We start from the raw sequence: 12,862 nt of genomic DNA on the forward strand, positions 1-12,862 counted from the left end.
CGGCCCGAAGGGCCAGCGATGCTCGCATGAATGGAGGTTGGCAAGACGATTACGGGCAGAGCCAAAGTTTCTGGCAGGTCCTGGCAATCACATGCGCGGGCGGCACGACAGGCTCCTCCGCGGCTGGCCGGCGAGCCCGCTCGAGCAGCATGCGCACCTGTTCCGGGCGCACACGGTCACGTTCCATCACAAGCAGGACCATCGGATCGCTCAAAAGCTCGTCCAGGGTGCTGATGCTGTCGTTCATCCGTCGTCTCCTCGAATGCCGGGCCCGCGACGCTTAGATAGGGAGACAAAGATGGCCCGCCAATGACGTTTTGCCGGCTATCACGTGTCTCTTTGGATTAATTTTTGGTCATCCTGGGGCACGTCCTTTCCCTTCACGGGGAAGAAGGAACGCTAGGCCGGCGGAGTGCCTTCAAATTGCGGCAGGCCGTCATCCAGCATCACCCAGGGCTGTTTCGAGACGGTCCAGATGTGCATCTGCGGCCGGAACAGCGACGGGTCGTCAAGCGAACCGGTCGTCACGCCGATGATGCCGGCGGAATCGCGCCGCGAAAACAGCGTCGTGCCGCAGGCTGGACAAAACCCCCGCTTGAGGTCCGGCGAAGTGTTGACCGTGGCCAACGGGCCCTCGACCGTCACATCGTCGATGCGAAACAGAACACGCGCATTGAACGCCGCGCCGATCGCCTTCTGGCAAAGCCGGCAATGGCAGATGCGCTCGTTGATGGGGGTAGCATCGGTGCGATAGCGCACCGCCCTGCACAGGCATCCGCCCTCGTATTTTGCCATCGCCTGGATCCATTGGTGGAGTAAACAGGCGGCAAAAGTAACGGCGAGGCCGATTGGGTCAATTGAAAAGCTTTGATACAAGGTCATCGATTATGGTGATGCTGCAGGATTGTCATGACACCCGAGATCGAAACGATCGGCATCGCGGCCCTGTTCGGGCCGCCCTCGCCCGCGCGCGACCGCGCCGACGCTGAGATCATGGCGGGAGCGGCCGGCATCGGCTTTCTGGCGGTCCGGGATTTTCCCGGCGATGACTGGCTGACGCCCAACAAGCGCGCGCGATTGCTGCGCGTCTTCGCGCTTCCCGACGCCGAGAAGCAGGAGTTACTGCGCTGGAATTTCGATCACACCAAGAAGAATTTCTACCGCGGCTGGTTTCCGCTGCAGCCGCAAGCCGTTTCCTACAAGGAAGGCATCGACATGGGGCCGGACCTTGCCGATGCAGCGCGAGTAACGGCCAGCGACGATCCTTTGTGCGAGCCGACACCGTTACCCGCCGAGAATGCCCTGCCCGGCTGGCGCGCTGCCGCAGCCGACTACTATCGCGTGATGGAAACGGTCGGCACCATGCTGATGCGGTCGATCGCCCGCGGGCTTGGCCTGCCTGACATGATCTTCGATAGCTATTTCGACGGCGGCATCTCGACGCTGCGCCTGATCCGCTATCCCCTGCGCGACGCCAGTGCCGGCGTCGATACCAGCGGGCCGGAGTTTTCGGTGACCCACAAAGGCGAGACGCGCACCATCATCGGCCGGGAACACGCCGATTCAGGCTTCGTCACCCTGCTGGCGCAGGACGGCGTCGAGGGCTTGCAGGCGAAGAACCTCACCGGCGAATGGATCGACGTGCCCCCAGCCGATGGCACGCTGGCGGTCAATTTCGGCCAGTTGCTGCAACGCTGGACCGGCGGCCGCGTTCGGGCGACACGGCACCGGGTCATTGCGCCAAAAACCGTGCGGTTCTCGATCCCGTTCTTCTACGAGCCACGTGTCGACGCGGAAATCTCGCCTCTACCGTTGGACGGCTCCGAACCCTTCGCGCCGTTTCTTTACGGCGACTATCTCTGGGAGTCGGCGACGAACTTCGTTGAAATGAGCGGCATCAAGCATCTGAGGCAGCCGCGCCGGGCCAAGGCTTCCTGAACAGCACGCCGGCTGTCTCGCTGGAGACGGCCGGCGGAGATGGCAGGGGTCATTCGGCTTCGCCGACCACCTCGTCCCAGCTCTTCACCCTGGTCTCGCCATCGAGGAACGGCAGTGCGGCGGCCGTCAGTTCCGGAGCGAAGAAGACATCGTAGTGGGTGCGGTTGGGCAGGATGGCCAGCCGGTTCTGCGACAGGTTCTCGCGCATCCAGCCGGCATCCTTCAGGCCGCCGCCGAGCATCTGGTAGAACTTGATCTCGTGCTCGGGCTTGTACATGTCGCTGTCTCCATAAGCGAGCATGACTGGCATTTTCAGCTTGGGAACGTCGGCCGAGAAGTCGTAGTTCTGGCGCATGAAATTGCCGAGAGCGTCGAGCAGTTTCGGGAAGTCCTCCGGATGCGGGGCGACGGCGACGTAGGATTTGTACATCGGCGTGTCTTTCATGTACGCTGCGGCGGCGGCACTCACCTGTGCCTGCTGCGGACGCATCTCGTCGTAGAAGCCGTCGGCGGCATAGCCGGTCGACACAAGGACCAGCCGGCGCACAGCCTCGGGATGCTGGACCGCCATGCGGAAGGCAACCCCGCCGCCCAGCGAATAGCCCATGACGTCGACCGTGTCGTAGCCGAGTGCCTTGACGATACCAGCCATGTCGTCGCCGATCGCCTGCAGGCTGAATGGCCGGTCGCCAAGGGCGGTGCGGCCATGCCCCTGCAGGTCGACCCCGATGACGGTGCGGTTTTCGGCAAGCTTGGGCAGGATCGGCGCGAACATGTCGGTGGAGCCGAGACCGCCATGCAGCAGAAGCAGCGGCTCACCCTTGCCATAGACGGCGTAATAGTAATTTACGCCGTTGATCGGCAGCAGGCCGGACTTTTGTGGCTTCGGCAGTGTTTTCGTTTCGGTGGTCATGGCAGGCTTTGTCTCCTCTGCATTGATGGTGCCCGGGCAAGCGACAAACGCAGCGGCCAAGGCAAAAATGGCAAAAAACAGAACTTTGGATATATCGATCTCCTCCGGTGTGGCTCTGTCAGAGCGCCCTGGCGAGATCTTCGAGCTGATCGGTGCACTGGCCCCAACCGGTGTGAAAGCCCATCGCCTCGTGCTGCTCGCGGTCGGTGACGCTCCAGTGCCGGACGCGCGCGATGTAGCGGGTCTTGCCCTCGCCCTCGTCCTCGAAGGTCAGTACGACTGTCATGAACGGTTTTCCGATGGCACCCATGACTGGGTATAAGCATCGGTGAAGACGATCTTCTCGCCGGGAACGACCTCGAGGAAGACGCCGGGGTTGGGGAACTCGTTGCCGTCGGGCCCTGCCATGACGACCAGGCTGTTGCCACCGGTGCGCACATCCATCTCGGCACGCGGCGTCGTCCACGGCTTTGGCGCGAACCATTGCGTGATCAATTTCGGTTCGGTCCAGCAGCGATAGACGTCCCCGCGCGGTGCATCGATGATACGGGCGAGAACCAGTTCGCGGTTGTCGGCGGGGGCGATGTCGAGCTTGGTGGCCACGGTGGTCTCCTTGGTTTGATCTGGCTTCCGTCCCAAGGACGAGCGGACGCAAAGCAAACCGACATTGCCCGCGAGAAATTCTGGAACGGAGGCTGAAAACGGCGAGCGGAGCCCGTGTCAGTGGCGCTTGGCTTGCACCAGATAGGCGTCGATTACGGTCTCGCCCAGCCATTTGGCGGCTTCGAGCCGATGCAGACCTTCGACAAGGATGTGCCGCTTGCCATCGTGGCGGACCTGGATCGGCGTCTTCATGCCGTTCTCAAGTATGTCCTCGGCCAGATGCCGGACGGTCTCGGGGTGCAGCGTCTTCTTCCGCGCCGTGGGCACGTAGATGTCGTCGACCTTGACCTTTTGGACCCTGAGCATGCCTGTCCCCTTGGCGGAACTGCCGCCGTCGTCCTGAGATAGTCGGTTTGGCGAAGGCGGCCAAGGGTGCGGCTAACGAATGCTGGCATGATCGTTTCCATTTGACGCCTGGCGGGCGGATCGCCGAAATGGCGCCTCAGATGGGCTAGGGCTTCATGATCAATCTGCCGACCGAATTCCCCGATTTCGGGCTGACAGCCGAGCAGCGCCGCCACGCGGTGCGCGGTCACTATTACGAGTGGCCAGGCATGGACGGAGAGCGCGGCGAAATCTGGTGCTACGGCGACCGGTTTTCGTATCGCGCCGGTGAGACAGTTACCCTGTACGTCAGTTCGACCGCCCCGTACTTCGGCATGACAATCGTTCGGGACGGCGGTGCCGAGACGAGGGTGTTCGAGAAGTCTGATATCGCATCGCGCTGGCAGGACAGTCCGGAGCAGTGCTCGGTCGAAGGCTGCGGCTGGGAAGCCTCGTTCGAATTTCGCATCGGGGAGGATTGGCCCTCTGGGGCCTATCGCGTGACGCTGGCGGCGGAAGGCCGCGACGGCAGGCCGATCCAAAGTCACCACGTTTTCATCGTCTCTCCCCAGCCCGGCAAGAAAACTGGCCGTGTGCTGCAGGTGGCGGCGACGGGCACCTGGCTTGCCTACAACACCTGGGGCGGCTCCAACCATTATCAGGGCATCACCGGGCCCGACCGCGACCAGTACTCGCCCATCGTGTCGACGCAGCGCCCATGGTGCCGCGGCTTCGTCCTGCTGCCCCGGGATGCACCGCGCGTGCCTTTGGAGGTCGCGGTGCCGCCGAAGACCGTGCCGCGCTATCCGCACATGGAATGGGCGCTCGCCACCGGCCATTCGAAGAAATACGCGTCGTCGGGCTGGGCCAGCTACGATAGCCATTTTTTTCGCTTTGCCGAACGATCAGGCTACGGCGTCGACCTCGCCAGCCAGCATGACCTCCACTTCTCGCCCGAGATTCTCGACGGTTACGACTGCGCGGTCTTCGTCGGCCATGACGAATATTGGACTTGGGAGATGCGCGACGCGGTCGACTTCTATGTCGAACGCGGCGGCCATGTTGCGCGCTTTGCCGGCAATTTCATGTGGCAGACGCGGCTGGAAGATGAGGGCCGTCGGCAGGTCTGCTACAAATACCGCGCCCGCACCGAGGACCCGGCCTATCGCGGCGGCGACGTGACCCGCGCCACCAATTCCTGGGAAGCACCGGAAATCGGCCGGCCGGGTTCGGCGACCTTCGGGCTCAATGCGACACGGGGCGTCTATGACGGCTGGGGTGGCTGCGCGCCACGCGGCGTACGCGGCTTTCCGGTCTATCGGCCGGAGCACTGGGCCTTTGCCGGCACCGGCATCTACTATGGCGACCTGCTGGGCGCCGACAGCCACGTCTATGGCTATGAGGTCGACGGGCTCGATTTCGAGATTCGCGGCGGGCTGCCCTACCCCACGCCAGGCAGCGGCGCGCCTGATGGCCTGCAAGTGCTGGCCGTCGGCATGGCCAGCCAGGTCGAGGAAAGCGCCGACATTCCGGTCGAGGACCAGTTCCTCACCGACGAGGATGGCCGCTTCACCGCCGAGACCTTGTTTGGCGAGGCAACCGAGGCCAATCTTGAAAAGGTCAAACGCGGCAATGGCATGATCGTCAATTTTCCACGCGGCAAGGGCGAGGTGTTCCACGCCGGAAGCTGCGAATGGGTCGCCGGTCTGCTAAGACAAGACCCGATGGTCGAACGGGTCACCCAAAATGTCCTCGACCGCTATCTCGGAAAGTTCTGACATGTCGAAAGCCCAGACCGCCGTCCAAGACACTGATGTCCGGCGCCAATCGCATTTGTTCTACCTCTCCAGCCTGCGCCGGCCACTGATCGACCGCGCCGAAGGCATCTACATGTGGACGCAGGATGGCCGCCGTTTCATCGACGGATCGAGCGGCCCAATGGTCGCCAATATCGGCCATTCCAACCGCAATGTGCTCGATGCGATGAAGCGGCAAATGGACCGCGCCACCTTCGCCTACCGGCTGCATTTCGAGAACGAGCCGGCGGAAGAATTGGCACGCGAACTGGCTGGAAAATTGCCTGAAGGCATGGACCGCATCTTCTTCGTCTCCGGCGGCTCGGAAGCGACGGAATCCTGCATCAAGCTGGCGCGGCAATGGGCTGTGGCCACCGGCCAGGCCAGCCGCTGGAAGGTGATCACGCGCTTTCCTTCCTACCACGGCGGCACGCTCGGTTCGCTTTCGATCACCGGCGACGACGCGTTGGCCGAAACTTTTACGCCGATGATGCGGGTGATGCCGACCGTGCCGGCACCGACCGCCTGGCGCGATCGCGACAATCTCTCGATGGAGCAGCGGGGCGTCCGCTACGCCGACATGCTGGAGGAGAAGATCCTCGCCGAAGGTCCCGAAAGCGTCGTCGCCTTCATCATGGAGCCGATCGGCGGCGCGGCGACCGCCGCCCTGGTGGCACCCGACAGCTATTATGCGCGCATTCGCGAAATCTGCGATCGCTACGGCATCCTGCTCATCCACGACGAAGTGATGAGCGGTGCCGGCCGCACCGGCAAATTCCTCGGCGGCGACCACTGGAACTGCAAGCCTGACATCGTCGCGGTGTCGAAGGGCCTGGGGTCGGGCTATGCGCCGCTTGGCGCGCTGGCCGCACCGATGCGACTGGTCGAGCCGCTTCTCGCCACCGGCGGCTTCCAGCATGGCCACACCTATGCCGGCAATCCGCTCGCCTGCGCCGCCGGGCTTGCAGTGCTGGGCGAAATGGACCGGCTCGACCTGATTGCCAATGCGGCTGGCATGGGCGACGTGCTGATGGACGGATTGAAGGCACTTGCGAGGCGGTTCCCGTTCATTGCCGATGTGCGTGGCAAGGGGCTGCTTACCGGCGCCGAAATGGTCGCCGAGCCCGATACGCTGAAACCGATCGAGCAGAGCAAAAAAGCCACGCAGCGCCTGCTCGATCTCGCCTATGAGCGCGGGCTGATCATCTATGGCCGCAGGGTCAAGGGAGGCGTCGACGGCGACAATTTCATGGTCGCGCCGCCGATGATCGTCACCGGTGAGCAGGTCGGCGAGATCATCTCCATCATCGGCGACTCGCTTGAGGTTCTGGCCACCGAACTCGACCTGCCGGTCGAAAGCCGGGGTTAGCGGAATGGCACCGCGAAAAGTCATCATCACCTGCGCCGTTACAGGCTCGGTACACACGCCGTCGATGTCGCCCTATCTGCCGGTGACGCCGGACCAGATCGCCGCGGACGCCATCGCCGCGGCCGAGGCCGGCGCCTCGATCCTGCATCTACACGCCCGCGATCCCAAGGATGGCCGCCCGACCGCCGACCCCGAAGTGTTCATGCAGTTCCTGCCGCGCATCAAGCAGGCGACCGATGCGGTGATCAACATCACGACAGGCGGCTCCTCGCTGATGACGCTGGACCAGCGGCTGGCGGCGCCGCTTCGGGCTCAGCCCGAAATGTGCTCGCTCAATATGGGCTCGATGAATTTCGCGCTGTTCCCGATGCTCGACAAGCCAAGGGACTGGCAGCACGAATGGGAACCGAAGCTGCTCGAAGCCACCCGCGATACCATCTTCAAGAACACCTTCGCCGACATGGAAGGCGTGATCGAGCGGCTAGGCAAGGGCTGCGGCACCCGCTTCGAGTTCGAGTGCTACGATGTCGGCCATCTCTATTCGCTGGCGCATTTCCGCGATCGGGGGCTGGTTTCGGGGCCGCTGTTCATTCAGTTCGTGCTGGGCATCCTGGGCGGCATCGGCGCCGACCCGGACAATCTCATCCATATGAAGCGCATGGCCGACAAATTGTTCGGCGACAGCTACCAGTTTTCGGTGCTGGCCGCCGGCCGCAACCAGATGCCGCTGATCTCGATCGCCGCGGCCATGGGCGGCAATGTCCGGGTCGGACTGGAGGACAGCCTCTATGATGGCCGCCAGCTGGCGAAGTCCAACGCCGACCAGGTGCGCCGCATCCGTGGCATTCTCGATGGACTGTCGCTGGAGGTCGCGACGCCGGCCGAAGCGCGCGAGATGCTGGCGCTCAAGGGCGGCGACAGGGTGGCGTTTTGACGAGATGACAGCGCCCGGTCCTGCCCCTGTACCTGTCATGAGTGCGGTTATCCTTCGCCCCGGCACCATCGATGACGTCGAAACCATTCACGCGGCGATCCTGAAGCTTGGCACTCATATCGGTGCGCCCGAGGAAATCATCTCGACGGCGGACGATCTCAGAAGCTGGGGCTTTGGCGAAAAACCCGCGTTCACCACCCTGATTGCAGAAGTCGACGGCGAATTCGCCGGGCTGTGTCTGCATTTCCCGATCTTCTCGACCTGGATGGGGCGGCCCGGCGTCTATGTGCAGGACCTCTATGTCGAGGACCGGTTTCGCGGTCGCAAGATCGGCGAACGCCTGCTGCGACGCGTGGCTGCCGAGTGCCGCAAAGAGGGCGGCGTGTATCTGAGGCTGTCGGTCGACACCGACAATGAGGGCGCCAAGGCCTTTTACGAACGGCTAGGCATTGCCTGGTCGAGCTACGAGCAGACGCAGAAGATCATCGGCGAGGCCTTTTTCGCCTTCGCCGAAGCGCCGGAAAATGGGGAGCAGCAATGAAGGCCTTCTATGCGCAGGAGCAGAAGCGCCACGATCCCAAGGCCTTTCTTTCCAGCGGCGCGGCGCAGCCCAACCCTGAAAAACCGGAACGCGTCGAGAGGTTGTTAGGCGGCGCAAAATCCGCCGGTTGCACGATCGAGCGACCGCGCGATCACGGGCTCGGGCCGGTCTCGGCGGTGCACACACCCGAGTATCTCGATTTCCTCGAACATATTTTCGAACGCTGGCAGCGGATCGAAGGGGCGTCGGCCGAGGTCATTCCCAACATCCACCCGATCGCCCGCAACGGCTCCTATCCGGCCTCCGCCGTCGGCCAGGCCGGCTANCATATGGCCGACACCGCCTGCCCGATCTCAGGCGAAACATGGCAGAGCGCGCTGTGGAGCGCCTGGAGCGCGGTGGAGGCAGCCGAAACGGTGACGGCTGGCGCGCCGGCTGCCTATGCGCTGTGCCGCCCGCCTGGCCACCACGCCTTCGCCGATGTCGCCGGCGGCTTCTGCTTCATCAACAACTCGGCCGTGGCGGCGCAAGTGCTGCGCAGGCAGGCGGCCCGCGTGGCCATCCTCGATGTCGACCTGCATCACGGCAACGGGACGCAAGGTATCTTCTATGCGCGGCCCGATGTGCTCACCGTTTCGCTGCATGCCGATCCCGTGCGCTTTTACCCGTTTTTCTGGGGTCACGCCGACGAACGTGGCGAAGGCCCGGGCCTAGGCTACAATTTCAACCTGCCACTGCCGCGCAAATCCGCCGACGTGGCATTCCTCGAAGCGCTCGAGGTGGCGTTCCAGCGTATCCGGTCCTTCTCGCCCGACGCGTTGGTCGTGGCGCTGGGCCTCGACGCCTTCGAGGGCGATCCGTTCGGCGGGCTCTCGGTGACGACGCCAGGTTTTTCGCGTATTGGCGAGGCCATCGCCGGGCTCGGCTTGCCGGCGGTCATCGTCCAGGAAGGCGGCTATCTCTGCGACGAACTCGGCGACAATCTCACCGCATTCCTCACCGGCTTCGGCGGCAAGGCGCGGTGAGTTCAAACCCAAATCAGGAGCGTTGCTGCCTGAGCATGGCAATGACCCTGTGCACGCTCTCCAGCGTCTCGTCGATTTCGGACGCGGTATTGTAATGCGCGATGCCGATGCGCACGACACCTTGCTCAGCCGGAATGCCGAGCTGATGGACGAACTCCCAGGCATAGTTGTGGCCCGACCACACGAAGATGTTCTCGGCGTTCATCTGCCGCACAATCGTTTCGGGGACAATGCCATCGACGGTGAAGGAGACAGTCGGCACACGATCGCCGAGCCGTTTCGGGTCGGTGATGCCTCGGACCGTCAGCCCGGAAATGTCGGACAGGCCATCGATCAGCCTTTGCGCCAGCGGGTTTTCATGGCCGATGGAGACCTGGAACGCTCTGGCGATCTTCTGCCTTCTTGAACCACCCTCACCTGCCGCCGCGCCGAGCTCGGCAAAATAGTCGACCGCGGCGGTCAAACCGGCCATCAGTTCGATCTGGGGCGTGCCGAGTTCGAACCGCTCCGGCAGGCCGTTCGAGGAGCAACGGCATTTATAGGCTTGCAGACCTTCGATGACCTCGCGCCGGCCCCACAATATGCCCATATGCGGACCGAAGAATTTATAGGCCGAGCAGATCAGGAAATCGCAGCCGAGCTCCTGCACATCGATGAGCCCATGCGGCGCGAATTGCACGGCATCTACATAAACCAGCGCGCCGGCCTGTTTTGCAAGTTGGGTCAAGGACCTGACCCGGTTGATCGAGCCGGTGAGATTGCTGGCGTAGTTCAACGCCACCAGCCTTGTCTTCCCAGACAGCAAACCGGCGAGCGTCGTCTCCTCAACCTGCCAGGTCTTTTCGTCGAACGGCAACCAGCGCACGACGAGGCCGAGGTCCTCGGCCAGTTGCAGCCAGGGCGAGACATTGCCCTCATGATCCATGCGGGTGAGGATGATCTCGTCGCCTGATTTCATCGTGCGGCCGAGCGTGCGTGACATATGATAGGTCAACGTCGTCATGTTGGCGCCGATGACAATCTCCTGCGGGCTTGCCGCGCCGAGGAAGTCGGCCATGGCCAGATGCGCCTCGTCGACGACCTGCTGCGCCGCGATCGTGGTTTCGAAATAGCCGCCCAGATTGGCGTTGGTGGTAAGCAGGCAGCGCGACACCGCGTCGGCCACGGACCGCGGCACCTGCGTGCCGGCAGGATTGTCGAGATAGATGCGCCGCCGGCCCTTGTCGGTCAGCGCGAGGGCGGGGAATTTCCCACGCACGGCCTCGATCGAAAAGTCCACCATCGTCTCCATCCCTTTGCTGCTACGACAATTCGGCCCCGGGCTCGGTCACGGGCAGGGATTGCCGACCCTCTGGTGAACGGCATCCACCGCCTTCTGCATTTCTTCAGTCCAGACGACATCCACCGACGACAGCGCCATTTTCAGTTGGGAAATGGTTGTCGCGCCAATGATGTTGGAGGTCACGAAGGGCCGGCTCGATACATAGGCATTGGCAAACAGCGCCGGCTCCAGGCCGAAAGAGCGCGCCAGTTCATTGTATTCGAGCTGCGCTTCGGCGGCATTGGGCGTCTCGTAACGCTGGCCGCGATTGAACAGCTGCGAGCGCGAGCCCTGCGGGCGGGCGCCATGATCGTATTTGCCGGTCAGATAACCCTGGGCCAATGGCGAATAGGCAAGCAGCGACACCCCTTCGCGCTCGCAGACCTCGGCGAGGTTCACCTCAAAAGTGCGGTTGAGGAGGTTGTAGGCATTCTGGATCGAGGCGACGCGCGGACCAATCCCTTTGTCGGCCTCCGCAAGGAAGCGCATCAGGCCCCAGGAACTCTCGTTCGAAAGGCCGAAATGGCGGATCTTTCCTGCCTTCACCAGGTCATCGAACACCGCCAGCGTCTCGGCGATCGGGGTTTCACCGACCGGTGCGCCGACAGAATCGGCACGCCGCGCCACGGCGCCGACGCGCGTCGGGTTAGCGCCCCAGGGAATGTCCCGCTCCGGCCAGTGGATCTGATAAAGGTCGAGATAATCCGTGCCAAGCTTCGCCAGCGACTTGTCGATGGCATCGAAGATATCGGCCCGCACCAATTGCGAGGGCCGGTCGCCGCGAAACCAGCTGTTGGCCGTGCGGCCGACGACCTTGGAGGCCAGGATCACCTTGTCGCGGTTGCCCTTGGCCTTCAGCCAACTGCCGATGATCTTCTCGGTCCGTCCTTGCGTCTCCGCCTTGGGCGGGATCGGATAGAGTTCGGCGGTGTCGATGAAATTGACGCCGCGCGAGAAGGCCAGATCCATCTGGGCATGGCCCTCGGCCTCGGTGTTCTGCTGGCCCCAGGTCATTGAACCAAGGCAGATCTGGGTAACAAGAAGATCGGTCCGACCGAGACGACGTTTGTGCATGGAATTCTGCTCCGGAGGGCATGTATGCGCGGCTGCGCGGGGAGGAGTTCGCATCTTATAGGAAAAGCGGAGGCGCTCTCCAAGCCTTGCCAGGCCGACTTTAGCGTGAGCAGAGCGTGGTTAGCGTCGTGCGGCGGCCACGGCGCGGCGCTTGGCCTCGTCGATCAGCATGTTGGCCACCTGCATGCGGATCATGGCGCGCTGGCGCAAATGCGGGGCGACGCGATCGGGATGGTTGGCGAAAGCAAAGCTGCGGCGCATGCGGCCGAATTCGGCGGCGCTCTTGGACTGCTCCAGCCCCAGTTCGACCGCAATCGATTCGGGATCGATTGGCGGCAATGTTTCTTCCGGCTTCGGCTCTTCGCCAGCCAGCGCCAACCTTGCCTGTTCAAGCACGGCGGCAAATTCGCTGGCCAGATCAGCGCCGGCCTCGCGATATTCCGCAGCGGATACCTTGATGCGGCCGGAATGGAGTTCATCGGCGACCGAGAGATAGTCGAACGGGATGGATGGGAGCGCGCCGGTCTCTGCGCCCTCACTGCCGTTGCCCTTGTCGCTGGCAACGAAGAGGTCGTCGAGCAGTGACGCAAAATCCCGCTTGGCGCCGGTAGCGATGTCAGCCTCCCCTATGCCCGACAGTTCGAGTTCCACACCATAGAAGCGGCTCGTTAAAAATAAATAGCGCCGATCTTAACTCATTTCCGGTCAGGGAATCGTTGCCGGAAGCGCAGGCAAAAAGCCGGACTGCATATTCATGCAGTCCGGAATTTCGCCAGGAGTGGCGAGGAAAACTGGCCATGTACCAGCTTCAAAGCCTACGTTTGGCGCTGCGCAAGAGTTTCACCTTGCTGCAAAAATTTCATCGAAAACCATCCGGACATGGCAGGCATGCATATGCTGCACTGCACAATCTTCACGATTCACCTATATTGCCTGATGTGGAGGACCAATCAGGAGCCTGAAT

The 12,862-nt window shown here is 62.9% G+C and carries 14 protein-coding genes and 1 pseudogene; 7 read left to right on the plus strand and 8 right to left on the minus strand.

Annotated elements, in window-relative coordinates; all coding sequences use genetic code 11:
* Positions 1 to 49 precede the first annotated feature (49 nt).
* Both X742_RS151110 and X742_RS151105 read right to left on the minus strand, forming a co-directional pair.
* Positions 50 to 247, minus strand: a complete 198-nt coding sequence (locus tag X742_RS151110) for a hypothetical protein (RefSeq protein ID WP_023773141.1) — start codon at positions 245 to 247, stop codon at positions 50 to 52.
* Positions 248 to 399: 152 nt separating this feature from the next.
* Entirely contained in the window at positions 400 to 795 is a 396-nt protein-coding gene (locus X742_RS151105) for a GFA family protein (RefSeq protein WP_023773142.1), read from the minus strand.
* A 114-nt stretch (positions 796 to 909) separates the two neighbouring features.
* On the opposite strand from X742_RS151105, the gene X742_RS151100 reads away from it, so the two are divergent.
* Positions 910 to 1,938 (plus strand): 2OG-Fe(II) oxygenase family protein, encoded by a 1,029-nt coding sequence (locus X742_RS151100; RefSeq protein WP_023773143.1) that lies wholly within the window; start codon positions 910 to 912, stop codon positions 1,936 to 1,938.
* 49 nt (positions 1,939 to 1,987) lie between these two features.
* Here X742_RS151100 and X742_RS151095 read toward each other — a convergent pair whose 3' ends face one another.
* The 3 genes and pseudogenes from X742_RS151095 to X742_RS151090 all read right to left on the minus strand — a co-directional run bounded on the left by X742_RS151095 (position 1,988) and on the right by X742_RS151090 (position 3,820).
* Positions 1,988 to 2,944 carry an alpha/beta hydrolase gene (locus X742_RS151095; RefSeq protein ID WP_023773144.1) on the minus strand — a complete coding sequence of 319 codons (957 nt, stop codon included), beginning with the start codon at positions 2,942 to 2,944 and terminating at the stop codon, positions 1,988 to 1,990.
* 25 nt (positions 2,945 to 2,969) lie between these two features.
* Positions 2,970 to 3,454, minus strand: a pseudogene (locus X742_RS01000000170260) (SRPBCC family protein).
* Between the two features lie 117 nt (positions 3,455 to 3,571).
* Complete coding sequence (locus X742_RS151090; protein WP_023773145.1) at positions 3,572 to 3,820, minus strand: ParB N-terminal domain-containing protein; 249 nt, start codon at positions 3,818 to 3,820, stop codon at positions 3,572 to 3,574.
* Between the two features lie 155 nt (positions 3,821 to 3,975).
* On the opposite strand from X742_RS151090, the gene X742_RS151085 reads away from it, so the two are divergent.
* Genes X742_RS151085 through X742_RS151065 form a run of 5 tightly spaced genes read left to right on the plus strand, consistent with a single transcriptional unit; the run spans position 3,976 to position 9,503 of the window.
* The gene (locus X742_RS151085; protein ID WP_031248092.1) at positions 3,976 to 5,616 is read left to right on the plus strand and encodes a N,N-dimethylformamidase beta subunit family domain-containing protein; all 1,641 of its coding nucleotides are present in this window, start codon (positions 3,976 to 3,978) and stop codon (positions 5,614 to 5,616) included.
* Between the two features lies 1 nt (position 5,617).
* Positions 5,618 to 7,003: an aspartate aminotransferase family protein gene (locus tag X742_RS151080; RefSeq protein ID WP_023773147.1), complete on the plus strand. Its 1,386-nt coding sequence runs from the start codon at positions 5,618 to 5,620 to the stop codon at positions 7,001 to 7,003.
* Positions 7,004 to 7,007: 4 nt separating this feature from the next.
* On the plus strand, positions 7,008 to 7,937 hold the full coding sequence (locus tag X742_RS151075; protein WP_023773148.1) for a 3-keto-5-aminohexanoate cleavage protein: 930 nt from the start codon (positions 7,008 to 7,010) through the stop codon (positions 7,935 to 7,937).
* 37 nt (positions 7,938 to 7,974) lie between these two features.
* Positions 7,975 to 8,478, plus strand: a complete 504-nt coding sequence (locus X742_RS151070; protein WP_032922494.1) for a GNAT family N-acetyltransferase — start codon at positions 7,975 to 7,977, stop codon at positions 8,476 to 8,478.
* The gene (locus X742_RS151065) at positions 8,475 to 9,503 is read left to right on the plus strand and encodes a histone deacetylase family protein (protein WP_023773150.1); all 1,029 of its coding nucleotides are present in this window, start codon (positions 8,475 to 8,477) and stop codon (positions 9,501 to 9,503) included. Before X742_RS151070 ends, X742_RS151065 begins: the two co-directional genes overlap by 4 nt.
* A gap of 13 nt (positions 9,504 to 9,516) precedes the next feature.
* On the opposite strand, the gene X742_RS151060 is transcribed toward X742_RS151065, so the two are convergent.
* The 3 genes from X742_RS151060 to X742_RS151050 all read right to left on the minus strand — a co-directional run bounded on the left by X742_RS151060 (position 9,517) and on the right by X742_RS151050 (position 12,480).
* On the minus strand, positions 9,517 to 10,785 hold the full coding sequence (locus X742_RS151060) for a cysteine desulfurase-like protein (protein ID WP_031248093.1): 1,269 nt from the start codon (positions 10,783 to 10,785) through the stop codon (positions 9,517 to 9,519).
* A gap of 45 nt (positions 10,786 to 10,830) precedes the next feature.
* The gene (locus X742_RS151055) at positions 10,831 to 11,898 is read right to left on the minus strand and encodes an aldo/keto reductase (protein WP_023773152.1); all 1,068 of its coding nucleotides are present in this window, start codon (positions 11,896 to 11,898) and stop codon (positions 10,831 to 10,833) included.
* A gap of 120 nt (positions 11,899 to 12,018) precedes the next feature.
* The gene (locus X742_RS151050; RefSeq protein ID WP_023773153.1) at positions 12,019 to 12,480 is read right to left on the minus strand and encodes a hypothetical protein; all 462 of its coding nucleotides are present in this window, start codon (positions 12,478 to 12,480) and stop codon (positions 12,019 to 12,021) included.
* A 215-nt stretch (positions 12,481 to 12,695) separates the two neighbouring features.
* Between X742_RS151050 and X742_RS1000000174050 the strand changes: the two genes are divergently transcribed.
* A complete protein-coding gene (locus X742_RS1000000174050; protein WP_156939400.1) occupies positions 12,696 to 12,860 on the plus strand; it encodes a hypothetical protein in 165 nt (54 codons plus the stop codon).
* Positions 12,861 to 12,862 lie beyond the last annotated feature (2 nt).

This window comes from Mesorhizobium sp. LNHC229A00 (assembly GCF_000502415.1).
Classification (GTDB): Bacteria; Pseudomonadota; Alphaproteobacteria; order Rhizobiales; family Rhizobiaceae; genus Mesorhizobium.

What these genes read in the sequence shown, in the direction of transcription:
- X742_RS151055 (WP_023773152.1), bottom strand. Translation starts at nt 11,898, where the DNA reads ATGCACAAACGTCGTCTCGGTCGGACCGATCTTCTTGTTACCCAGATC.
- X742_RS151075 (WP_023773148.1), top strand. Translation starts at nt 7,008, where the DNA reads ATGGCACCGCGAAAAGTCATCATCACCTGCGCCGTTACAGGCTCGGTA.
- X742_RS151080 (WP_023773147.1), top strand. Translation starts at nt 5,618, where the DNA reads ATGTCGAAAGCCCAGACCGCCGTCCAAGACACTGATGTCCGGCGCCAA.
- X742_RS151085 (WP_031248092.1), top strand. Translation starts at nt 3,976, where the DNA reads ATGATCAATCTGCCGACCGAATTCCCCGATTTCGGGCTGACAGCCGAG.
- X742_RS151060 (WP_031248093.1), bottom strand. Translation starts at nt 10,785, where the DNA reads ATGGTGGACTTTTCGATCGAGGCCGTGCGTGGGAAATTCCCCGCCCTC.
- X742_RS151070 (WP_032922494.1), top strand. Translation starts at nt 7,975, where the DNA reads ATGAGTGCGGTTATCCTTCGCCCCGGCACCATCGATGACGTCGAAACC.
- X742_RS1000000174050 (WP_156939400.1), top strand. Translation starts at nt 12,696, where the DNA reads ATGTACCAGCTTCAAAGCCTACGTTTGGCGCTGCGCAAGAGTTTCACC.
- X742_RS151105 (WP_023773142.1), bottom strand. Translation starts at nt 795, where the DNA reads ATGGCAAAATACGAGGGCGGATGCCTGTGCAGGGCGGTGCGCTATCGC.
- X742_RS151090 (WP_023773145.1), bottom strand. Translation starts at nt 3,820, where the DNA reads ATGCTCAGGGTCCAAAAGGTCAAGGTCGACGACATCTACGTGCCCACG.
- X742_RS151100 (WP_023773143.1), top strand. Translation starts at nt 910, where the DNA reads ATGACACCCGAGATCGAAACGATCGGCATCGCGGCCCTGTTCGGGCCG.
- X742_RS151110 (WP_023773141.1), bottom strand. Translation starts at nt 247, where the DNA reads ATGAACGACAGCATCAGCACCCTGGACGAGCTTTTGAGCGATCCGATG.